This window comes from Pseudoduganella violaceinigra DSM 15887 (genome assembly GCF_000425385.1).
GTDB lineage: Bacteria > Pseudomonadota > Gammaproteobacteria > Burkholderiales > Burkholderiaceae_D > Rugamonas > Rugamonas violaceinigra.
Genome location: NZ_KE384360.1, coordinates 253,395 through 274,694 on the forward strand (window position 1 = coordinate 253,395; position 21,300 = coordinate 274,694).

The window sequence follows — 21,300 nt, forward strand, 5'->3', positions numbered from 1 at the left end:
AGACCTCAAAATGAACGAACTCTCCGTCGACGACCTGCACCTGGACTATGGCAGCGGCGCCCACGCCAACCCGATCCTGAAGGGCGTTTCCATGCACCTGCAGAAGGGGGAAGTGGTGGCGCTGCTGGGCCCTTCGGGCAGCGGCAAGACCACGCTGCTGCGCGCCGTGGCTGGGCTGGAGAGCCCGCGCCTGGGTTCCATCGACATCGGCGACCGCCGTGTATTCGACGGCGGCCGGAAATTCGACATGCCGGCGGAGCAGCGCAACCTGGGCCTGGTGTTCCAGTCCTATGCACTGTGGCCGCACAAGACCGTAGCGGAAAACGTGGCCTATGGCCTGAAGCTGCGCAAGATGAACAAGGAGGAAATCGGCCGCCGCGTCAGTGAAGTCCTGAAGCAGCTGGGCCTGGGCCATCTGGGCGAGCGCTTCCCGCACCAGCTTTCCGGCGGCCAGCAGCAGCGCGTCGCGATTGCGCGCGCACTGGTGTACAACCCGCCCGTGATCCTGCTGGACGAACCGCTGTCCAATCTTGACGCCAAGCTGCGCGAGGAAGCGCGCGCTTTCCTGCGCGAGCTGATCGTGCGCCTTGGACTGTCGGCGCTGATGGTGACCCACGACCAGGACGAGGCAATGGCAATTTCGGACCGCATCCTGCTGCTCAATAACGGCAAAATCGAACAGCAAGGTACGCCGCAGTCGATGTACGAAACGCCGGAGACGCTCTTTACGGCCGAATTCATGGGCAGTAACAACCGTTTGCCCGGAACGCTGGTGAGCCGCGATGGCGACAAGGTGGTGATCGAAGTTGCCGGCACCAGGCTGCAGGCGACGGCGCGCGGCAAGGGCGGCGAGACGATTGCCCCGCTGATCCGCGTGGAAGAAGTGCGTGTCAACAGTAGCCAGGCGGAGAATTCGCTGCAGCTGGCGCTGTCCACCTGCATGTACCTTGGCGACCGATGGGAATGCCTGTTCAAGCGCGGTGACATCAGCGTGCGCGCCCATTCCAAGTTCCGCCTGCAGGATGGCCAGTACTGGCTGCAGCTTCCGGCCGATAAGCTGTGGGTTTTCTAAGTAAGCACCGCGGCTTCCTGCAGGCGTTGGCGGCCGGCTTGCTGGCCGCATCGTTTTGCCGCTGGCTTGATACGCCGCTGCCCTGGTTGATCGGCCCCTTGTTTGCCAGCGCCGCCTTGCGCATGGCGGGTGCGGACCTGCGCTGTCCGGTGGCGGCGCGCGCCGCCGGACAGTGGGCGATCGGCACGGTGCTAGGGTTGTATTTCACGCCTGCGGTTTTGGCGGTGGTGGCGGCGCGTGCAGGCTATATCGCGGCGGCGCTGGCATTTGCGCTGGCGCTGGGCGCGTTGTGCGCCTGGCTGCTCAAGCGGCTGGCCGGCGTCAGTACGGCCACGGCCTTTTTCGCGATGGCGCTGGGCGGAGCCTCGGAAATGGCGGTGCAGGGGGAGCGGCACGGGGCGGAAGCGCAGCACGTGGCTGCGGCGCAGGGCGTGCGGCTGATGATGGTGGTGAGCTTCCTGCCCTTTGTCCTGCGCTATTGGAGCGGGCATGGCATGCCGCCGTCCGGGCTGTCGACGTTGGCGCTCCCTGCGCAAGGCCCGGCCGGTGCGGCGGCCTTACCGGCTTTTGCCATGCTGGCGGCGGCAAGCTGCGCTGCGGGTTGGCTGTTGTGGCGGTGCGCAATGCCAAACGCCTGGGTGCTCGGACCCTTGTTTGCAGCGGCGCTGCTGGCGGCTGCCAAAGCGCCGGTCGGCGGCGTGCCTGAATGGATGGTGCGCGCCGGCCAGCTCTGTATCGGGCTGTCCCTTGGGACGCGCTTCACCCCCGGCTTCCTGCACGCCGCGCCGCGCTATATGGCGGCCGTGGGCGCGTGCACCGCGATGGCACTGGGGCTGGCGGCGCTATTCGGTTTGGCGCTGGCGACATGCGGCGGCCTGCATCCGGCGACCGCAATGCTGGCAACATCGCCTGGCGGAATCGCCGAAATGGCGCTGACCGCCCGCGCCCTGCATGCCGAGGTGCCCGTGGTGACCGCCTTCCATGTGTGCCGGATGGTGGTGTTGGTGCTGGCGGTGGGACCGGTATTTCGAAATCTGCTACGTTGATTACTTTTTCTATTGAAGTATTATATTGCGATACTTTGACGAGTCGAGTTGAGCGGATTGCCGACATACTGTATGTTGTCAGCAATTTCACTATTCCTGTGACGCAACATGAGCCATCCTAGCCAGTTCGACCTGCTGAAACAGCGTCGTTTTGCCCCTTTCTTCTGGACGCAGTTTCTCGGCGCGTTCAACGACAACCTGTTCAAGACCGCCCTGGTCGTGGCGCTGGCATTCAACGCCACCAGCTGGACCGATCTGCCGCCGTCGCTGATCACCAATCTGGTACCCGGCCTCTTTATCCTGCCCTATGTATTGTTCTCCGCCACTTCCGGCCAAATCGCCGAAAAGGTGGAGAAGAGCATGCTGGCGCGTTTCATCAAATGGCTGGAGATCGGCATCATGGGCGTGGCCGCGATCGGCTGGTTCACGCATACCCTGGCGCTGCTGATGATTGCTGTATTCGGCATGGGGATGCACTCCACGCTGTTCGGCCCTGTTAAATATGCGTACATGCCGCAGCACCTGAAGTCGGAAGAACTCACCGGCGGCAACGGCATCGTCGAAATGGGTACCTTTGTCGGCATCCTGCTTGGCCAAGTGTTCGGCGCCATCATTGTCAACTACCAGCCGAACGGCATTATCTGGCTGGCGGTGGCGACCGTCGGTTTCGCCGTGCTTGGCCTGGTCACCGCATACAGCATCCCGACCACTCCGGCGCCGCAGCCGGATCTGAAGGTCAATTGGAATCCCTTTACCGAATCGATCCGCAACCTGCGCTTCTCCGCCGGCAACCGCAGCGTATTCCTGTCGATGCTGGGTAATTCCTGGTTCTGGTTCTACGGCGCGATCATCCTGGCCCAGTTCCCGGTCTACGCCAAGGATTACCTGAAAGGCGATAACAGCGTCTTCGTGCTGCTGCTGACGATGTTCTCGCTGGGTATCGGCACTGGCTCGCTGCTGTGCGAAAAGCTCTCCGGCCGTAAGGTTGAAATCGGCCTGGTGCCATTCGGCTCGATCGGCCTGACGGTATTTGGAATCGACCTGTACCTGGCCAGCCTGGGCTACAGCGCCTCGGGCACCGTGAACGCCTACGCCATGGCGATGCAGCCCGGCGCCTGGCGCATCATCCTCGACGTGATCATGATCGGCGTGTTCGGCGGCTTCTTCATCGTTCCGCTGTTCGCCCTGATCCAGTTGCGCGCCGATCCGAAGCACCTGTCGCGCACCATCGCCGGCATGAACATCCTGAATGCGCTGTTCATGGTCGTGGCTACCGGCGTGGCGATCCTGCTGCTGGAGGAGGGCTTCTCGATTCCGGAACTGTTCCTGGCCACGGCCATCATGAACGGCCTGGTGGCGGTATATATCTTCTCGCTGGTGCCCGAATTCCTGATGCGCTTCCTGGCCTGGCTCCTGATCCATACCGTGCACAATGTGAAAACCATCGATGCCAACCGTATTCCGGAAGAAGGCGGCGCGGTACTTGTCTGTAACCACGTCAGCTACGTCGATGCGATCGTGATCGGTGCTGCCAGCCCGCGTCCGATCCGCTTCGTGATGGATCACCGCATCTTCAAGACGCCTTTCATGGGCTGGATCTTCCGCACCGCGAAAGCGATCCCGATCGCGCCGGCCAAGGAAGATCCATGGCTGATGGAGAAGGCCTTCGTCGATATCGCGCAGGCCCTGCATGAAGGCGAACTGGTTTGCATTTTCCCTGAAGGTAAGCTGACCAGCACCGGCGACATGAATGAGTTCAAAGGCGGCATCAGCAAGATCATCGAACGTTCGCACGTGCCGGTGATCCCGATGGCGCTGCGCGGCCTGTGGGGCCACCTGCTGAGCCGCAGCAAGGACAGCCTGCTGGAACGCGCTTTCCGCAAAGGCTTCCGTTCGCACCTGGCGCTGGCAGTCGGCGAGCCGGTAGCGCCGGTCGATGTTACCCCCGAATCGCTGTACCAGCAGGTGGCGGAATTGCGTGGCGAGTGGAAGTAGAAATATGTAGGCAAAGGTAGGTGCGGGCTACATACCTCTACATACAAAGGCGCCGTTCCGGCGCCTTTTCTCTTTTCTACAATTGGTTTTTCTAAACCACTTGTGAAAAGGACAGTCAATGAAAACAATTCTGAAAGCCGGTCTCTCCGTCGCCATGCTGTCCATGCTGGCGGCATGCGGCGGCGGCAACGACAGCGGCAATCATCCAAAGCCGGCTTCGATGCTGATCGATTTCAATAAGGACGGCATCACCGGCTGGACCGGAAGCTCTTCCGATTACACTCCCGAAACCGCCCCGACCAACGTCATCTTCGAAGCGCGTACGCTGCCCACCCCGTTGACGGGCAAGGGCTACTTCATCGGCGGCACCAACCGCAGCGACGACCTGTTCCTGTTCGTGAAGAAGCAGTTCAGCGGCCTGGAAAAGAACGCCTCGTACAGCGTGAACTTCTCGGTCAAATTGGCGAGCAGCGCGCCGTCCGGCTGCATGGGTGTCGGCGGCGCACCAGGGGAGGCGGTGTGGGTGTATGCTGGCGCCACGGCGGCCGAGCCGAAGGCTGTCGCAGTCAATAACGAGATCCGCATGAACATCGACCGGGGCAATCAGGCTGCCGGCGGCAAGGACGCCCAGGTGCTGGGCAATATCGCCAACGGCCTGGCATGCGGCAGCACCGCTTATGCCAGCAAGACCGTGAAGACCGACAAGTCGCAAAAGGTCACCACCGATGCCAATGGCGCGGTATGGATCATTCTGGGCATCGACTCCGGCTTCGAAGCGCGTTCCGAAGTGTTCCTGCAAAGCGTGCAGATCGACGCGACGCCGGTTACTTTCTGAGCTGGCTGGGGCGAAAGCCGTATTGGGCGTCTACAGTGTTCTGGACATGAAAATGCGGCTGACGCCTCCCGGTCCGGAGCTGACCTCTCCGAACTTCACCCAGCCATTCCTTGCGTAGAATCCGGGGGGCTGGAGGCCGATTCCGCATGATCGGCAATGACAATGTCGTTCTGTTTCAAAAGATTTCCCTACTTGTATTCAAGGAGCGACATTACTCTACCTGAAGGGACAAAAGCGTGCAGACGGCGACGTTATTCGTAAAGGGTGCCGATCGCCAGCGGGCGGCTGACAGTCAGAACCTGGCCCTGCTCGGGCCAGTCGGCGAAGCGGTATTCAGCGACGCGGTACTTGCCCATTGGGGGGCCTTCGAACGGGGCGCCAGGATGTATGGCCAATGGCGTCCGCATGCCCGCGGCATCGCTGTGCAGCACCGTCGGCGTGGAATCGTCCAGCGCGTAGACAAACTTCACGCCGGCGCATTTCTTGCCGATCAGGCGCAAGCGGTATCCCGATTCACGCTGGGCGCTCAATAGTTGCCCACACGCTTCGCGCAAGTCCGCTGCGTTGTAGACGCCATCTTCCCGCTCGCGGATCGAATAGCGGCCGCTGAAACGGTAGTGGCCTTTTTGGCGATTCAGGCGCAGCACCGCATCTTCGTCGTACGCCTGTTTCAACATGGGGAGCGTGGCCCGGCCCAGGGCATCGACTGGGATGACTACATTCACGCTTTCGCCCACCAGCAGGACCTGCAGTCCGTCCATCGGCTCGTCCGGCGAGTTCGGTCGAATTTGCATATGCGCTTGGATCAAAGGACGCGTTTTCAGGAATGGCTCGAAGAAGCGTGCAGCTTTGTAGGCATGGCGATAGCTGTACCACTCCGCGTCGCGCGCGGCGGGCACCACTACTCGCGGCAGTGTCGTTGCATCGGCCGCCATCGCGCTGCAGGGCAGGGCGGCGGCAATCAGCAGGAGGTAGGCGGTCAGCGGTCGGATTGGCATGGGAGGCGATTTTACGGCATGCTGTGTTTGGCGTCCCATGCCAAAAGTCACTGCCATGACTTTTGGCACTTTGCGGGCCTTCCCCTTGCGCGTAGAATTGCGCGCTCAAATTGTAAGAAAGACAGGCCCATGACTGCCATTGCCAGTAACCGTGCCCGCATCACCCGCAACCGCTATCCCGCCGCAGCGCTGGTTTGTTGCCTGGTCTTCGGCATCCTGGAGCTGACCGCTCCATGGGCGGCAGGCCCGGAACGGGCTGAAATGAACAATCTCGTGGCACGCGCGGCTTACAGTGTGGCTAGCCTGTCGACACCACCCACTTCCTTGCTGCGGGCCGGCACGGAACGGCAGGAACTGGCCTTTCACTTCTTCATGGTCGCGCAAGCAGCCCTGGTCTCACTCTTTATCGGCCTTCTCTGGTGGCGCATACGACCTGGATTGGGGCGGTCCGCCAAGCTCAATAGTTGTTTGCTTGGGGTGCAGTTTTGCATTGTGCTGGTCATGGGGTCGATCGCCTTCAGCCTGGCCATGGCAACCGCATTGGCGGCGCTGCTGCCAATGCGCCGCGCGCTGGTATGGTTGGCTGCGCTCTTCGTGTTAGGCCTGGCGATCGAAATGTGGCTACTGACCCATGGGCGTCAACGCTTGAACGATGCGGACGTCGGGGCCGGATTCTTTATTCTCACGTTCGAGCGAACCTTGCTGATACTGGGGGCGGCGCTGGCATGGCTGGTGAAGCAAGAGCGCCAGACGCGGATTGGGCTGGCGGCGGCCAATGCCCAGCTGCGTGCCACGCAATCGCTGCTGGCCGATACCGTGCGCTCCTCCGAGCGGCTTCGCATTGCCCGTGATTTGCACGACGCCGTTGGCCATCACCTGACTGCCCTCAAGCTGCATCTCGATCTGGCGACCCGCCAGTCGGCTTCGCAGCCGCTGCCTGCGCTGGTGACGGCCAATGAGCTGACGCATACTTTGCTGGCGGAAGTACGCAGCGTGGTCAGCGCGGAACGGCAGGAGGCGCGGGTGAACCTGCGCCATGCGCTGGAGCTCTTGTGCGCCGGCATTCCATCGCCATCTATCCAGCTCAGTATGGGGGATGGAGTGGCGGATTGTCCGCCTGCGACGGCGCACACGCTTCTCTCTTGTGTGCAGGAAGCCATCACCAATACGGTGCGCCATGCGGGGGCAAACCAGCTCACGATTGACGTCCAGTGCGACAGCAAGGGCTTCGCCGCGCGCATTGCCGACGATGGCCGCGGTGCGCGCGGAGCGCCTGAAGGCAACGGCTTGTCCGGCATGCGCGAACGATTGTCTGAACTTGGCGGCATGCTGGTGGCCGGAAGCGGAGCGCAAGGCTTTGCGCTGGAAATCTCGGTGCCATCTACCGGAGCGCGCGCATGATCCGCGTCGTGTTGGTGGACGATCAGATGCTGGTGCGCAGCGGCATACGCGGCCTGCTCGACCTGACGCCGGATATCCGCGTGGTCGCTGAAGCGGCCGACGGCGCCGAAGCGGTCGCCGTCATCGCCCAGGCGCAAGCCGACGTTCTGTTGCTTGACGTTCGCATGCCCAACGCCAGCGGTATTGACCTGCTGCGAAGCGCTCAGGTCGACTTGCCGCCCACTATCCTGCTCACTACGTTCGACGATGACGATGCCTTGTTCGACGGCATGCGGGCCGGTGCGCGCGGCTTCCTGCTCAAGGATATTTCCCTTGAGCGGCTGGCGGACGGGATCCGCAGTGTGGTCGCGGGCGAAACGCTGTTCCGTCCCGCCCTGACTGAACGAACCCGTGCCGCCTACGAAAAGCCCGCTGTGCCGCCGCTGCTTGCGGTCAGCGCGCCGCTTACCAGCCGCGAAACCGAAATTCTGGCGTTAATGGCAGCCGGCTTCAATAACGCCGAAATCTCGGAGGCGCTCGGTCCGAGCGAAGGAACGATCAAGAACCACGTATCGAGCATCCTGGCGAAGCTTGGCGTGCGCGATCGTGTCCGCGCCGTTTTGCGCGGCCTTGAGCTGGGCCACATCTGATGCGGACGAGCATCCTGCCGGTATGTTTGGTTCTTGCCGCTATGACGCCGGCGCACGCACAATCCAATGCAAGCCTGCTGCCCGACGGTGCGACCGATGTGCGCATGGGGGCGGTGCTGGGAACCGCCCCCAGCGCGCCGGGAAGCGCCAGGCGTTCGGCCTTCCTCGTTCCCCAGTTTTCGGCAGAGTGGAGCAACGGCGTATTTGTCGAAGGGCTGGCGGTGGGCAAGCAGATGTCGTCCGACCCGATGCTGGGATATGGACCGGTGTTGGCTGTCAACCTGGGAGCGCAACGCGCGGACGGCAGCAGCGTCATACGTCCAGTGACGGGGGTATTTGTCCAATACCAGCCATTGCGCGAATTGGCGCTGCATGCGCAGGTTTCGATCCCCTTGCTGCGCGATACCGGCGGCGCCCTATTCAATTTCAGGGCCAGTACGCAGTTCGTACCGGCGGCCCATCACTGGCTCGAGTTCGGGACCGGATTCAATGCGGCAGACCGGCGCTACCAGCAAACGGATTTCCGTACCGCGCAGTTTCAGCCGAGCGGAGGTTTGCGGGATGTGTTTGCCGACGTGCAGTGGGGCTGGCAGGTCAGCCGCAAAATCACGCTGACTGCGTCCGTGCGGGCTGCGCGTTTACAGGGAGATGCTGCGGCAAGTCCGCGCACCCGGCAGCGTACCGGGGTCGCGAACGCATTGGGATTCAGTTATAGCTACTGAGTTCCATTCAGAAGCCCACTTTCACGCCCAGGTGCAGCGCGTCCTGCTTCACGTCCAGTCCGGACTTGCGTGTACGGCCGATGTGTTCGAGTTCCAGCGTCAGCGCGACAGCTTTGCTGACGTTGTATGCTACACCCAGGCCAAGCAAGGGTTTGGTGCTGGATAAACTGTCACGCTCGCTCACGCCATTGAATGCTGTGAAACGCGTCCGGGCAAAGCCCGCCTTTGCAAATACCGACCAGTCGTCGTTGAACTTGTGGGTGAAGCGGCCAGCCAGGTACAGGCTGCGCATCTTGAACGTTGGGGATTGCGTCAGCCCCAATGCCGCCTTGTCAAAGGTCGTGGTGCCCGATTGCGAAAAGCCGCCTTCAATGGCCAGGTAGTCCGTGATTGCAAAGCCGCTATACAGTTTCAGCGCAGTCTTGCCGTCGCTTTTGGCGGATTTGCCATTGACGGGATTCGTGAAGGTCAGGTTGCCGCCGGGCGCGATGTCTGCACCGACGTAGAAGTCTTCTGCGTAGGCGGTGAATGGGGCGAGTGTGGCTGCAGTGATCAAGCATAATGTCAGGATTTTGGGCATAGTATTCCTTGTAAAATTGGGGCTGGTCCGGGGGGCTTGTGCTGACCCGAATCAGTTTCCAAATTCTAGGGAAACGCGGCGCAGGGCGCATGTGCCGCCAGACATCCCCAGTCACCATGACTTTCGGCACGGTGCTTTACAATATGGCTTCTTCGTTGTTTTGTTCACTGTAAGCCATGCATATCTGGGTCGATGCGGACGCCTGTCCCGCCGTAATCAAGGACATACTGTTCCGTGTGGCCGAGCGCACGCAAATCAGCGTCACATTGGTGGCAAACCAGTTGATCCGCGTGCCGGGCTCACGCTTTATACGGTCGCTGCAGGTTCCTGCCGGAGCGGATGCAGCCGATGCGGAAATCGTTGAACGGGTCAGCACCGGCGATATCGTAGTGACTGCCGATATTCCGCTGGCGGCTCTGGTGCTGGAGAAAGGCGGGCTGCCGCTCAACCCGCGCGGCGAGTGGTACACCAGGGACACGATCGCACAGCAGCTGACGATGCGTGCTTTCATGGAGGAGTTGCGCGGCGCCGGTGTCGATACCGGCGGCCCGCCGGCCTTTAGTCAAAGCGACCGGCAGAATTTTGCCAATGCGCTGGACCGGGAACTGGCGCGGCGAAGGCAAGCGCCTTCGCGGCCTGGCTAATTATGCGTCGAGGCCCTTGACCAGGACATCGGCTACCGTGGCGTTCAAGTCCTCGCCACGTTCGGTCGCCAATGCATGCAGGCGCTTCACCAGATCGCCATTGAGCTTAATCGCAAACGGCACGAGGCCAAGTGCCTGGTCACGTTTGCGCTGCTCGCGCTTGTCGATGGCGGGACTGCCGGCATTGCCGAAGGACGTCGCGCCCGGAGCCGCCATTTTTCCCATCAGCTTTTTAGCATCGTTCTTCGCCAGGTCTGTTTTTTTCATGCTGAATTCCTTTTAAAGGCGCTATTTTACGCGTTTGACCGTTGGATGACCCCCAATCGCAATCGCACGCTGCAGAAACGGCCGCGCTATGCTCCGGGCCGGCAAATAAAGCGAATCGCGTTTCTCTGTTCATCAAGTTGGACTTCGATTGGTCCGTGTTCCGTTGCTCCTGCCAGAAAGTACAGCGAATTGCCGCTTTGCTTGATCGGCAGCCCCAACAGGAAGTTAAGCTGCTGGTTTCAGCCGCAAGTGTTCGAGGGGATTCGGTAAGGTCAGATCGCCGCCTAATCGGGCTGTCCACGCCTTGGCCGGTGTCCCGTTTGGTGAAAGTGCGGTGTGGCGGTCGTAGATAAGCTTCCAGCCCGGCGTCGACTTCGGCACCTCTTGCTCGAATCCAGTCATCTGCTCGAACGAGGCAGGATTGGATACGCCGTCCAGCGTGGTTTTCACCAGCCGGTCCAGCGGCTCGGATTGAACATCGAGAATCGACGCGACGAAAACCAAGGCCTCCGCCGAGAACACGTGGTACTGCAGGGCTTTTCCTGCACGATTCAATTCAAGCGGCAGCGTGCCGTCGGCCTGGACCTGGTTCATCGCATAGTCGAACATATTGCGTGCCCATCTCAGGTAATGCTGATCGCCCGTGGCGGCACCGGTTGCCGCGACAGCCAGTCCCTCCCAGTAGTAGTGGTTGTTGCGCGCGCCCTTTTGTTGATCCGAATGCTTGATCGTGGCATCGGCCAGCGACTTGAGCCAGGCTTCAATCACCTGGCGTTGATCCGATGCTGCGGCGTGCTGTACGCGTGCGTAGCTTAGCGCCAGACTGGCCAGTGCCCATTTGCGCGTGTAATAGGACTGCATGGTTGTCATCCTGCCGAGCATCGCATTTTGCCCCGCCCAGCTTGCGAGCCAGGACAGCGAGCATTCGGCGTCGCTCTGATTCAGCTTCGCTTGGTAGGCGCTGGCGCTTCGGGCCACGACCTCAAGAAAGTCGCTGACCGGCTTCGTCGCCGCTTCGTTGCGTGCTTTGCGTGCAGGGTCGATTATCGAGTAATGGCTGTCCGAGTAGTAGCTGTTGGCATCGATGTCGATGACGGCCTGCGGCGGCGCGCCGCAAGCTTGCGCCATCTGCGAGGAAGCGGCGAGCATCAGGCACCATGAATATTTTGAAAGCACCACGTTAAATCTCCTGATCCACGCCAGCTGGATGGCGTGAACCGGCGCCAGCTAATTGTCCGCTCATTCTTCTACCAGGCTCGCAGTGCGGGCCATAATATCAATCGTGCGCGCGAGCCACTCCAACCGTTCCACAGGCACAGTGGGACCATGGCAACCGGTATAGAAGCTCACGGTCTTTGGCTTTCCCTTTTTTACGATAGAAATTGAAAGCGAAGGGTGGTCCCTGGGGATGTCCATGCAACCGTCTTTGGGGTCTACGTATGCCTCGTTCATCTCAGCGAAGTTGACATGGCGCACGGCTGCGGATACCAATTCCACGTCTGCTTGCGGAATGCTGCTTTGGCGCTTCCCTTTGATCTTTACAAATTCTTCGCCCAAGAACGTGACCTGTCCATTTGCTTGTATTTCGACAGAGTAGACGGGGCATACTCCATAGCAGGCAATTCGCTGCAGCGATATCGACTCAAATTCGAGTGGCTTCTGCAACGCGGCCTGGCTTTCATTATTTCCCCGGGAGCATGCGCCGAGCGAGAGTCCAAGTGCGGTATATATCAGGATTTTTTTCATCTATTTAGAAGTGTCACTCTCATCTCTAAAGCTGTCAACCAACAGGATGGAAAAAGGCGATTCACAACACTTATGACATAAACGTCCGATATCCAGTGATCTAGAATGCGGACTGGGCACCGTTAGCCAGTCCGCGATAGAGCCTTAAGTCTTGTCGGACGTCGCGGTCAGCTCGCCGGCCTTGATGGCGCTCATCAGGCCAAGCAGGGTGCCGAAGGCATTGCTGTCGGCGCCGCCCATTTGCACTTGCGGCACCAACGGCACCTTGGCTGCTTCGAACGCTTCGGCCAGGCGCAGCATCACGGTCTGCATCAGCTGCTTGTCGGCGCCTTCGCCCTGCATCGCCTCGGACTTGGCGTGGATCGCCGCAGCTTCCGCTTCACCGACGGAGCGAATCGCAGATGCACGGCCAGAACCTTCCATCTCCTGCTTGAAGCGTTCGGCCTGCGCCAGGGCTTCGATCTCCTGGCGGCGCTTTTCGGCGGCCTTGACGTTCGCCGCCCCCTGGTTTTCCTTGATCGAGATGTCGACCAGCGAGCCGGTAAGTTCCTTCTGTTTGGCGGCGCGCTGTTCGGCTTCGTTCAGCTCGCGCTCCTTGTCGGCGGCAATCTGCTTCTGGGCGAAGGTCTCGACCTGCTCGCGTGCGATCTGCCGGTCGCGCAGCTGGGCCATGATGTTCTCGATCTTGTTGTCGCCCTCCTGCGGCTTCGGTGTGCCGATCAGGACTTCCTGGAACTCCAGGGAGTAGGCCTGGAAGCGCTGCTTCATATCTTCCGATGCATTGTGCTGCAATTCGCTACGCGACTGGATCAGCTCAATGAAGGTCTTGGTCTGCGAGACGTTCTTGAAGTATGAGGACACCATCGGGTCCAGCGTCTGTTCCACCAGCTGTGCGACGTTGCCGAAGCGCTGCACCACCATCGGGGCCTTGCGGTAGTCGATGTGCACCACCACCGACAGCGGCAGCTGCGGCTCGAAGGCGTCCTTGGTGATCAGCGTAATTTCGCGCAGATTCTTGTCGAAGCTGGAGCCGCTTTCGCCGGACTTCCACATCAGTACGAAGTTCGTGGTCGGCACCAGCTCGATCTTGCCGGCGTAAGTGTTGAACGCGTATTTGCCGGGCATCAGCGGATCGCGCCATACACCGCGGCAGCCGCTTTCCACCAGTTCGCCGTGCGAATACTCGGCGCCGGACAAGTCGGTGCCTTTGTGGCCGGTGTAAGACACCACCACGCCGACAAAGCCGACCGGGATCACGGTCTTCTTGATGAATTCCACCGTCGCGAACAGGCGGTTGATGAAGTAAGTGCCTTCCACCAGCACGCGTTCCTGGCGGCCGCGGCGACCACCGGCGGCGATGAACTTCTCGGGTTCCTGGAAGGCGTTATGGCTATCGCCCACATCGGGTGCCAGCAGCTCGTCTTTCAGCAGGCCCGGTCCGTCCTGCACCGTCACCACCGCCAGCTGGTCGGAATCGTGCGAGCCCGTGGTTTCCTTGATCACGACAGGCGTGAAGCCGCTGCGGTCATCCAGCAAGCCGCGCATCTGCTCGTAATAGATCTTTTCCTTGGAGTCGAGCGACATCGAGTATGTCGCTTCGCCCGTCATCACCACAAACAGGGCAGGGTTGATGATGTGCGTACCTTCGCGCAGGATCTTGCGCTGCGGGCCTTTCTGTCCGCCGTTGCCGAGGAAGGCGCGCACGTCGCGGAAGTCGTCGATGTTCGAGTTGTCGGCCAGTGTCTGGCCTGCCGGCAGGTCGATGCCGTCGCGGGCGAAGACGTAGCCGATCGTGCCCTGCGTGACCGACACCATCGAGTGAATGTGGACGCGGTACTGGAACGGTGCGAAGAAGTGGAAACCGCCTCGGCGCAGTTCTGGCTGCAGGCCCGCTTCGCCATTCAGCGCGAGCAGGCCGCTTTGTACGGAGCCGGAAGGGCTCCAGAGTTTTTCAACGACCCCGATCCGGTCATTGGGGATGTATTTCACTACACCGGATATCAATATCAACAGCAAAACAGCCAACAGAGTCGCTACAACGACGATCACCCCAAATAGCAGGCTTGACATACATACCTTTCGGTTGTGGATAAGACTGGAAATACGGATGCGTCACGGCGACGCAAATGGGCGCGCGTATGGTCAGCGCAGCGGCGGTGCCGTGACATGCAAAAGGGAGGGGAGCGGGTTGGCATCAGCCAGCGGGCGGGACTGCGGTTGCGCGTGGAGCGCGGGTGACACTAGATCGGACACGATTTTTGTTATTGCTCTTCAATGAGTGCGTGAAATCATTCTGGCACATCTTGATAAAAATTAAAGATGCTGCACTGCGATTAGAGCGGTGCCTCTAAGCCCTCCGTAGCATTACTGACCCGGTGGTCATCTGTCCTAATCATGTTAGAATGATCGTTCATTCTAAGTCTTTTTGGAAAAAAGATGAAAAACATGCAAAAGAAATTCGTAATGCTGGGCGCCGCAGCCGCGGTGGCTGCAATGGTCGCCGCTTGCGGCGGCAAACAGGCTGGCCCGGCGCCGGGCGGCGCAGCGCCGGCGCCGGAAGTGGCGGTATTTACCGTGGCGCCGCAAGCGCTGGCCCTGAGCACCGAGCTGCCGGGACGCACCGCCGCCTACCAGGTGGCTGAAGTGCGCCCGCAAGTCGGAGGCCTGATCCAGAAGCGCCTGTTCACGGAAGGCGCCGACGTCAAGGCCGGCGTGCAGCTGTACCAGATCGATGCCGCGACCTACCAGGCCACGTTCAATTCCGCCAAGGCCAACCTGGCCAAGGCCAAAGCCAACCTGGCAGCGGCCGAACCGAAGGTCGCCCGCTACAAGGAACTGGTGGCGATCGAAGGGGTGAGCCGCCAGGACTACGATGATGCGGTAGCCGCCCACGAACAGGCCAAGGCCGAAGTGGAAGCCGCGCAAGCCGCGATGGAATCGGCGCGCATCAATGTCGACTACACCAAGGTGGCCGCCCCGATCTCTGGACGCATCGGCCGTTCCAGCGTCACGCCGGGCGCGCTGGTGACCGCCGGGCAGGCTAACGCACTGACCACCGTGCAGCAGCTCGATCCGATCTATGTCGACGTGACCCAATCCAGCGAAGAGCTGCTGCGCCTGAAGCGCGAGCTCGATAACGGCTCGATCAAGAAGACCGACGGCCAGGCCAATGTGACGCTGCTGCTGGCGGACGGCAGCAAGTACGCGCTGCCGGGCAAGCTGCAATTCTCCGATGTCAGCGTCGATCCGGGCACCGGCAACGTGACCCTGCGCGCACTGTTCCCGAATCCGAAGCACGACCTGCTGCCGGGCATGTTCGTGCGCGCCGTGCTGGAAACCGGGGTGAGCGAACAGGCGATCGCCGTGCCGCAAATGGGGGTGACCCGCAATCCGAAAGGCGAAGCGACCGCCCTGGTGCTGAACAAGGAAGGTAAGGTTGAACAGCGTTTGCTGCAAACCGGCGGCACCATCGGCGACAAATGGCTGGTGAAGTCCGGCCTGGAAGCAGGCGATCGCGTCATCATCGAAGGCCTGCAGAAGGTGAAGCCCGGCGCTCCGGCCGTTGTGGCGAAAGCGGTCACCGGCGGCGATGCGCAACGCCAGTCCGCAGCACGCTAAGCGGGGAGGCTGAATCATGTCCCGCTTCTTTATCAACCGCCCCATCTTCGCCTGGGTGCTCGCCATCGTTGTAATGCTGGCTGGTGTGATGGCGATCAAAGGGTTGCCGATTTCGCAGTACCCAAGCATCGCGCCGCCGTCGATCTCGATCGCCGGTTCCTATCCGGGCGCATCGGCCAAGACGGTGGAAGACGCCGTGACCCAGATCATCGAACAGAAGATGAAGGGCATCGACGGTTTGCGCTATATGTCGTCGAACAGCGATTCGACCGGCGGCATCAATATCACGCTGACTTTCAACAGCGGCACCAATCCCGATATCGCACAGGTGCAGGTGCAGAACAAGCTGCAGCTGGCGACGCCGCTGCTGCCTGCCGCGGTCACCCAGCAAGGCCTGGTGGTGTCCAAAGCGACCCGCAACTTCCTGATGGTGCTGGGCTTCGTCTCCGAAGACGGCAAGATGAAGCAGTCCGACCTGGGCGACTATGTGGCCGCCAGCGTGATCGATCCGCTGAGCCGTGTTCCGGGTGTGGGCGATGTGACGCTGTTCGGTTCCCAGTATGCGATGCGCATCTGGCTGGATCCGCAGAAGCTGCAAGGCTTCCAGTTGACGCCAGCCGATGTGATGGCCGCCATCCAGGCGCAGAACGCCGAAGTGTCGGCCGGTGAGCTGGGCGGCGCGCCCGCCGTGCCGGACCAGCAGCTCAACGCCACCGTGACGGCGCAAAGCCGCCTGCAGACGCCGGAGCAGTTCGGCGCCATCCTGCTCAAGACCACCGCCAGCGGCGCCACCGTGCACCTGCGCGATGTGGCCCGCATTGAGCTGGGCAACGAGAACTACAACACCGTCGCGCGCTACAACGGCGCACCTGCCGTGGGCGTGGCGATCAAGCTGGCCACCGGCGCCAATGCGCTGGATACCGCCGATGCGATCAAGAAGAAAATCGAGGTGATGGGCAAGCGCTTCCCGCAGGGGATGAAGGCGGTAGTGGCATTCGACACCACGCCGTTCGTCAAGCTGTCCATCGAAGAGGTGGTGAAGACCCTGATTGAAGCGGTGATCCTGGTGTTCATCGTGATGTACCTGTTCCTGCAGAACTTCCGCGCCACTCTGATCCCGACGTTGGCGGTGCCGGTGGTGCTGCTTGGCACTTTCGCCGTGCTGTTCTCGCTCGGCTACTCGATCAATACGCTGACCATGTTCGCCATGGTGCTGGCCATCGGCCTGCTGGTGGACGATGCTATCGTGGTGGTGGAGAACGTTGAGCGCGTGATGACGGAGGAGGGCCTGTCGCCGAAAGAGGCGACCATGAAATCCATGGGCCAGATCTCCGGCGCGCTGGTGGGTATCGCACTGGTGCTGTCCGCCGTGTTTGTGCCGATGGCCTTCTTTGGCGGCTCCACCGGTGTGATTTACCGCCAGTTCTCGGTGACCATCGTTTCCGCCATGACGCTGTCCGTGCTGGTGGCGATGGTGTTCACCCCGGCGCTGTGCGCAACGTTCCTGAAACCGGGCGCGCACGTTTCGGAAAAGGGCTTCTTCGGCTGGTTCAACCGCACATTCGACCGCAGCAGCACCAAGTACCAGGGCTGGGTCGGCAAGATGCTGGCGCGCAGCGGCCGCTCGCTGCTCGTGTACGGCGCGCTGTTGGCCGTGCTGGCGGTCTCCTTCATGCGCCTGCCGACTTCCTTCCTGCCGGAAGAAGACCAGGGCGTACTGTTCTCGATGGTGCAGCTGCCGACCGGCGCCACCCAGCAGCGCACCCTGAAGGTGCTGGAAAAGCTGGAGCACCACTTCATGGACGATGAAAAGGCCAATGTGGCATCTGTGTTCACCGTGGCTGGTTTCAGCTTTGCCGGTAATGGCCAGAACGCCGGCTTGGCCTTCGTTCGCCTGAAGGACTGGTCCGAGCGCAAGAACCCGGACCAGAAAGTGAAAGCGATCGCAGGCCGCGCCATGGGCGCCTTCTCGCAGATCCGCGAAGCGATGGTATTCGCCTTCGCCCCGCCGGCCGTGATGGAACTGGGCAACGCCAGCGGCTTCGACATGCAGCTGCAGGACCAGGGTGGCGTAGGCCACGACGCGCTGATGGCAGCGCGCAACCAGCTGCTCGGCATGGCTTCCAAGAACCCGCTGCTAATGGCGGTGCGCCCCAACGGCCAGGAAGATACGCCGCAATTCAAACTCGATATCGACCAGCAGAAAGCCACGGCGCTGGGACTGAGCGTTGCGGACGTGAACAAGGTGCTGAGCGTGGGCTGGGGCTCCTCGTATGTGAACGACTTCGTCGACCGCGGCCGCGTCAAGCGCGTCTACCTGCAAGGCTCGCCGGAATCGCGCATGTCGCCGGAAGACCTGAACAAATGGTCCGTGCGTAACGCACAGGCCGAGATGGTACCGTTTTCGGCCTTCGCCACCGGCCGCTGGATCTACGCTTCGCCGCGCCTGGAGCGCTACAACGGCATTCCATCGATGAACGTGCAGGGCATGCCTGCGCCGGGTGTCAGCTCCGGCGTGGCCATGGCTGAAATGGAAAAGCTGGTGGCGCAACTGCCGCCCGGCATCGGCTTCGAGTGGACCGGCCTGTCGCTTGAAGAGCGCGATTCCGGCTCGCAGACCACGGTGCTGTACGCCATCTCGGTGCTGATCGTGTTCCTGTGCCTGGCCGCGCTGTATGAAAGCTGGTCGGTGCCGTTCTCGGTGCTGCTGGTGGTGCCGCTTGGCGTGATCGGTACCGTGCTGGCCACCTGGGGCTTCCACCTTGCCAACGACGTGTACTTCCAGGTCGGTCTGCTGACCGTGGTCGGACTGTCGGCGAAGAACGCGATCCTGATCGTGGAATTCGCCAAGGAACTGCAGGAAAAAGGCATCGACCTGCGTGAAGCCACGCTGCAGGCAGTCAAGCTGCGCCTGCGCCCGATCCTGATGACGTCGATCGCCTTCGGCCTCGGCGTGCTGCCGCTGGCCATGGCAAGCGGCGCGGGTTCCGGCAGCCAGAACGCCATCGGCGTGGGCGTGTTGGGCGGCATGCTGACGGCTACTTTCCTCGGCATCTTCTTCGTGCCGGTGTTCTTCGTGGTGGTGCGCGCATGGGTAGGCCGCAAGGCTACCGCCGCGCCATCCGCACCGGCCCTCGCTTCGGAGGCGAATTGATATGAACAAGACGATCTTTACCCTTGCAGCGGCAGCTTTGCTGGCCGGCTGCAGCATGGCGCCGGTGTATGAGCGCCCGGCTTCGCCCGTGGCCGCCGAATGGCCGCGCGGTGAAGCCTACAAGCCCGCACGGACTGCGGCCGATGCCAAGCCCGCCAGCGAAATCGCCTGGCAGGACTTCATCGGCGACCAGCAACTGCGCGAAGTCGTGGAACTGGCTCTGAAGAATAACCGCGACCTGCGCGTCTCGGCATTGAACATCGAAAAGGCGAGGGCGCAGTACGGCATCGATCGTGCCGCCCAATTCCCCAGAGTGAATGCGCAAGTGGGCCAGAGTGCGGCGCGTGCGCCAGGCGGCGATATCAACCGCCAGTACACCGGCGGCCTGGCGTTGCCGGCCTATGAGCTGGACCTGTTCGGCAAGCTGCGCAATCTGTCGGAAGCAGGCATGCAAACCTGGCTCGGCACGCAGGAAGCGCAGCGCGCCCAGCGACTCAGCCTGGTGGCGGAAGTGGCCACCACCTGGCTTAGCCTGGCCGCCGACAAGGAACGCCTGCTCCTGGCCCAGGACACGCTGAAAAGCCAGCAAATCACCTTTGAACTGAGCAAGCGCCGCTTCGACGCCGGGGCCACCTCGGGTCTTGACATGTACGACGCACAAACCAGTGTCGAAGCCGCGCGCAACGACATGGCTCTGTACACCGCCCAGGTAGCGGCCGGCGAGAACGCGCTGGCCCTGCTGGTCGGTACCCAAGTGCCGGCAAGCCTGCTGCCGCAAGCCTTGCCGACCGCAGTCAGCACGCTGGCCGAACTGCCGGAAGGTGTGCCGTCCTCCGTCCTGCTGCAACGTCCGGACGTGCTGGAGGCAGAGCATGCGTTGAAAGCCGCCAACGCCAATATCGGCGCGGCGCGCGCGGCCTTCTTTCCGAGCATCACGCTGACAGGGACGGCAGGCAGCGCAAGCGGCAGCCTGTCCAATCTGTTCAAAGCGGGTACCGGCGCCTGGACCTTCCTGCCGCAACTGGCCCTGCCGCTGTTCGACGGCGGCGCCAACAGCGCAAGGCTGGATATCGCCAAAGCCGACAACGGCATTGCCGTGGCTCGCTACGAAAAAGCGATCCAATCGGCCTTCCGCGAAGTGGCCGATGCCCTGGCCCAGCGCGGCACGCTGGACGAGCGCGTGGAATCGCAGTCCGCACTGGCGGAAGCTGCCAGCCGCAGTTACCGCATTCATGAAGCGCGCTACCAGAAAGGCACGGAGTCCTTTATGAACGCCCTGGTCTCGCAGCGCGCGCTGTATGCGGCGCAGCAAGGCCTGATCAGCGTGCGGCTGGCGAAGGCTGCCAACCAGGTGACGCTGTACAAGGTGCTGGGTGGCTGGTCCTAATCGGGATCGATGCCGGCGGGCGGCAGCCACTCCATCAGGTTGTACATGCCGTCCACCGCCAGGAGCTCAAACCCGCAGCGCACGAACAGGTGCTGCGCGGGGCTGCCCAGCGCCAAATTGACGCGCACCGGCAGGCGCAGGCGTTCGCCCTGGGCCTGCAGGCTGCGCAGCAGTCCGAGCCCGATGCCGCGGTTGCGGTATTCGGGCAGCAGGCAAATATCGAGGATGCGCAGTTCTCCCGGCCCGTAATCGACAAACAGGCGCCCGACCGGACGCTCGCGGTCCATGATCACGGCCAGGTCGGCATTGGGATATTGGGTCTCGTACCAGGTTTGTTGCGCCTTGAACTGCAAGCCTTGCAGCAGGGTCTCGGTGGCGAGGTCGCAGCCTCCCATGCGGACTTCGGCGCTGCGCGTGCTGGAATACAGTTGCTGCATGAACGCCAGGTCGCCCGCTTCGGCGGGCCGCATCTCAATTGAGCGAGAGGTACGGGAGGGCATATCACTCCTTTAAGAATGAAGTAACTGCCGGTCCATCATAGCACGTTGTAATTTGACAAAGTTCAATCCCTTCTCCATTGTGTCGCCTTATGACTGAAAAACGCCACATTGACCCGGAGCGCGCCGCCAACCGCCGCCGCCAGGTGCTGGATGCCGCCGCCATTTGTTTCCGCCGCAGCGGATTCCATGGCGCCAGCATGTCTGAGATTTCGAAAGCCGCCGGCATGAGCGCTGGCCATATTTACAACTACTTCGCCAGCAAGGACGCCATCATTGCCGCTTTCGTGGAAGAAAACGAAACGCGGGTGCATGAAATCATCAGCAATATCGGCAGCCAGCCGGACCCGCTGCAGGCGATCATCGACGACGCCGAGCAGAGCGTCCTTAACAACCTGGACCCTGACCACTGGGCGCTGCCCCTGGAAATCGCCGCCGAAAGTGCACGTAATCCCGCGATAGCCGCCTTGAGCCAGGAAGCCGACCGGCGCATGTGCGAGAGCTTGCACACGCTGCTGAAAATGGGCCGCGAAAAGCATGGCCTGGCGGCCGACGATATCACCGTCGAAGGCCGCATGCAGGCCGTCATCTGCCTGCACCAGGGCCTGCAATTGCGAGTACTGAACTATCCCGGCTTGCCGGTTCCCGAGCTGGTGGCGTCCTTCCGCATCGCCATGCGGGCGCTCCTGCTCACCTGAGGAGAAGTGGA

At 61.7% G+C, this 21,300-nt stretch carries 19 protein-coding genes; 12 read left to right on the forward strand and 7 right to left on the reverse strand.

Translation table 11 applies throughout. The annotated features are described in order from the left end of the window. The first annotated feature begins 10 nt into the window (after positions 1 to 10). From H597_RS0127695 to H597_RS0127710, 4 genes are all read left to right on the forward strand, one after another. On the forward strand, positions 11 to 1,072 hold the full coding sequence (locus H597_RS0127695) for an ABC transporter ATP-binding protein (protein ID WP_028104990.1): 1,062 nt from the start codon (positions 11 to 13) through the stop codon (positions 1,070 to 1,072). Beyond that, positions 1,060 to 2,118 (forward strand): AbrB family transcriptional regulator, encoded by a 1,059-nt coding sequence (locus H597_RS0127700; protein ID WP_051294150.1) that lies wholly within the window; start codon positions 1,060 to 1,062, stop codon positions 2,116 to 2,118. Before H597_RS0127695 ends, H597_RS0127700 begins: the two co-directional genes overlap by 13 nt. Positions 2,119 to 2,226: 108 nt before the next feature. Continuing rightward, entirely contained in the window at positions 2,227 to 4,113 is a 1,887-nt protein-coding gene (locus H597_RS0127705; RefSeq protein ID WP_028104992.1) for an MFS transporter, read from the forward strand. Positions 4,114 to 4,231: 118 nt separating this feature from the next. Next, complete coding sequence (locus H597_RS0127710; protein ID WP_154668307.1) at positions 4,232 to 4,948, forward strand: hypothetical protein; 717 nt, start codon at positions 4,232 to 4,234, stop codon at positions 4,946 to 4,948. A 251-nt stretch (positions 4,949 to 5,199) separates the two neighbouring features. Here H597_RS0127710 and H597_RS0127715 read toward each other — a convergent pair whose 3' ends face one another. Next, the gene (locus tag H597_RS0127715; RefSeq protein WP_028104994.1) at positions 5,200 to 5,946 is read right to left on the reverse strand and encodes a hypothetical protein; all 747 of its coding nucleotides are present in this window, start codon (positions 5,944 to 5,946) and stop codon (positions 5,200 to 5,202) included. Positions 5,947 to 6,075: 129 nt separating this feature from the next. Here H597_RS0127715 and H597_RS34485 point away from each other — a divergent pair, with 129 nt between their 5' ends. From H597_RS34485 to H597_RS0127730, 3 genes are read left to right on the forward strand one after another with little or no spacing between them, the layout of a single operon-like run. Then, positions 6,076 to 7,347, forward strand: coding sequence for a sensor histidine kinase (locus tag H597_RS34485; RefSeq protein ID WP_161630652.1), 1,272 nt, complete (start codon positions 6,076 to 6,078; stop codon positions 7,345 to 7,347). Then, complete coding sequence (locus tag H597_RS0127725) at positions 7,344 to 7,976, forward strand: response regulator (RefSeq protein ID WP_028104995.1); 633 nt, start codon at positions 7,344 to 7,346, stop codon at positions 7,974 to 7,976. The genes H597_RS34485 and H597_RS0127725 overlap by 4 nt, the downstream gene beginning before the upstream one ends. A 41-nt stretch (positions 7,977 to 8,017) precedes the next feature. Next, the gene (locus H597_RS0127730; protein WP_028104996.1) at positions 8,018 to 8,698 is read left to right on the forward strand and encodes a MipA/OmpV family protein; all 681 of its coding nucleotides are present in this window, start codon (positions 8,018 to 8,020) and stop codon (positions 8,696 to 8,698) included. A 7-nt stretch (positions 8,699 to 8,705) separates the two neighbouring features. On the opposite strand, the gene H597_RS0127735 is transcribed toward H597_RS0127730, so the two are convergent. Then, positions 8,706 to 9,278 (reverse strand): outer membrane beta-barrel protein, encoded by a 573-nt coding sequence (locus H597_RS0127735; protein ID WP_028104997.1) that lies wholly within the window; start codon positions 9,276 to 9,278, stop codon positions 8,706 to 8,708. Between the two features lie 176 nt (positions 9,279 to 9,454). Here H597_RS0127735 and H597_RS0127740 point away from each other — a divergent pair, with 176 nt between their 5' ends. Further along, on the forward strand, positions 9,455 to 9,922 hold the full coding sequence (locus H597_RS0127740; RefSeq protein ID WP_028104998.1) for a YaiI/YqxD family protein: 468 nt from the start codon (positions 9,455 to 9,457) through the stop codon (positions 9,920 to 9,922). On the opposite strand, the gene H597_RS0127745 is transcribed toward H597_RS0127740, so the two are convergent. The 4 genes from H597_RS0127745 to H597_RS0127760 all read right to left on the reverse strand — a co-directional run bounded on the left by H597_RS0127745 (position 9,923) and on the right by H597_RS0127760 (position 13,924). Next, on the reverse strand, positions 9,923 to 10,189 hold the full coding sequence (locus tag H597_RS0127745) for a hypothetical protein (RefSeq protein WP_028104999.1): 267 nt from the start codon (positions 10,187 to 10,189) through the stop codon (positions 9,923 to 9,925). Between the two features lie 225 nt (positions 10,190 to 10,414). Continuing rightward, the gene (locus H597_RS0127750) at positions 10,415 to 11,368 is read right to left on the reverse strand and encodes an alginate lyase family protein (protein WP_229632259.1); all 954 of its coding nucleotides are present in this window, start codon (positions 11,366 to 11,368) and stop codon (positions 10,415 to 10,417) included. A gap of 60 nt (positions 11,369 to 11,428) precedes the next feature. Continuing rightward, the gene (locus H597_RS0127755; protein ID WP_028105001.1) at positions 11,429 to 11,935 is read right to left on the reverse strand and encodes a DUF6438 domain-containing protein; all 507 of its coding nucleotides are present in this window, start codon (positions 11,933 to 11,935) and stop codon (positions 11,429 to 11,431) included. A gap of 144 nt (positions 11,936 to 12,079) precedes the next feature. Beyond that, entirely contained in the window at positions 12,080 to 13,924 is a 1,845-nt protein-coding gene (locus H597_RS0127760) for an SPFH domain-containing protein (RefSeq protein WP_229632260.1), read from the reverse strand. Positions 13,925 to 14,380: 456 nt separating this feature from the next. Here H597_RS0127760 and H597_RS0127765 point away from each other — a divergent pair, with 456 nt between their 5' ends. Genes H597_RS0127765 through H597_RS0127775 form a run of 3 tightly spaced genes read left to right on the forward strand, consistent with a single transcriptional unit; the run spans position 14,381 to position 20,094 of the window. Next, entirely contained in the window at positions 14,381 to 15,553 is a 1,173-nt protein-coding gene (locus H597_RS0127765) for an efflux RND transporter periplasmic adaptor subunit (protein WP_051294162.1), read from the forward strand. 16 nt (positions 15,554 to 15,569) lie between these two features. After that, on the forward strand, positions 15,570 to 18,707 hold the full coding sequence (locus H597_RS0127770) for an efflux RND transporter permease subunit (protein WP_028105004.1): 3,138 nt from the start codon (positions 15,570 to 15,572) through the stop codon (positions 18,705 to 18,707). Between the two features lies 1 nt (position 18,708). Continuing rightward, entirely contained in the window at positions 18,709 to 20,094 is a 1,386-nt protein-coding gene (locus H597_RS0127775; RefSeq protein WP_028105005.1) for an efflux transporter outer membrane subunit, read from the forward strand. On the opposite strand, the gene H597_RS0127780 is transcribed toward H597_RS0127775, so the two are convergent. Beyond that, complete coding sequence (locus H597_RS0127780; protein ID WP_028105006.1) at positions 20,091 to 20,594, reverse strand: GNAT family N-acetyltransferase; 504 nt, start codon at positions 20,592 to 20,594, stop codon at positions 20,091 to 20,093. The two genes, H597_RS0127775 and H597_RS0127780, sit on opposite strands and share 4 nt — an antisense overlap. An 89-nt stretch (positions 20,595 to 20,683) precedes the next feature. Between H597_RS0127780 and H597_RS0127785 the strand changes: the two genes are divergently transcribed. After that, on the forward strand, positions 20,684 to 21,289 hold the full coding sequence (locus tag H597_RS0127785) for a TetR/AcrR family transcriptional regulator (RefSeq protein WP_028105007.1): 606 nt from the start codon (positions 20,684 to 20,686) through the stop codon (positions 21,287 to 21,289). Positions 21,290 to 21,300: the final 11 nt, after the last annotated feature.

Coding starts and splice junctions, on each gene's coding strand:
- H597_RS0127695 (WP_028104990.1), top strand. CDS start 11: ATGAACGAACTCTCCGTCGACGACCTGCACCTGGACTATGGCAGCGGC.
- H597_RS0127705 (WP_028104992.1), top strand. CDS start 2,227: ATGAGCCATCCTAGCCAGTTCGACCTGCTGAAACAGCGTCGTTTTGCC.
- H597_RS0127710 (WP_154668307.1), top strand. CDS start 4,232: ATGAAAACAATTCTGAAAGCCGGTCTCTCCGTCGCCATGCTGTCCATG.
- H597_RS0127715 (WP_028104994.1), bottom strand. CDS start 5,946: ATGCCAATCCGACCGCTGACCGCCTACCTCCTGCTGATTGCCGCCGCC.
- H597_RS34485 (WP_161630652.1), top strand. CDS start 6,076: ATGACTGCCATTGCCAGTAACCGTGCCCGCATCACCCGCAACCGCTAT.
- H597_RS0127725 (WP_028104995.1), top strand. CDS start 7,344: ATGATCCGCGTCGTGTTGGTGGACGATCAGATGCTGGTGCGCAGCGGC.
- H597_RS0127730 (WP_028104996.1), top strand. CDS start 8,018: ATGACGCCGGCGCACGCACAATCCAATGCAAGCCTGCTGCCCGACGGT.
- H597_RS0127735 (WP_028104997.1), bottom strand. CDS start 9,278: ATGCCCAAAATCCTGACATTATGCTTGATCACTGCAGCCACACTCGCC.
- H597_RS0127740 (WP_028104998.1), top strand. CDS start 9,455: ATGCATATCTGGGTCGATGCGGACGCCTGTCCCGCCGTAATCAAGGAC.
- H597_RS0127745 (WP_028104999.1), bottom strand. CDS start 10,189: ATGAAAAAAACAGACCTGGCGAAGAACGATGCTAAAAAGCTGATGGGA.
- H597_RS0127755 (WP_028105001.1), bottom strand. CDS start 11,935: ATGAAAAAAATCCTGATATATACCGCACTTGGACTCTCGCTCGGCGCA.
- H597_RS0127765 (WP_051294162.1), top strand. CDS start 14,381: ATGCAAAAGAAATTCGTAATGCTGGGCGCCGCAGCCGCGGTGGCTGCA.
- H597_RS0127770 (WP_028105004.1), top strand. CDS start 15,570: ATGTCCCGCTTCTTTATCAACCGCCCCATCTTCGCCTGGGTGCTCGCC.
- H597_RS0127775 (WP_028105005.1), top strand. CDS start 18,709: ATGAACAAGACGATCTTTACCCTTGCAGCGGCAGCTTTGCTGGCCGGC.
- H597_RS0127780 (WP_028105006.1), bottom strand. CDS start 20,594: ATGCCCTCCCGTACCTCTCGCTCAATTGAGATGCGGCCCGCCGAAGCG.
- H597_RS0127785 (WP_028105007.1), top strand. CDS start 20,684: ATGACTGAAAAACGCCACATTGACCCGGAGCGCGCCGCCAACCGCCGC.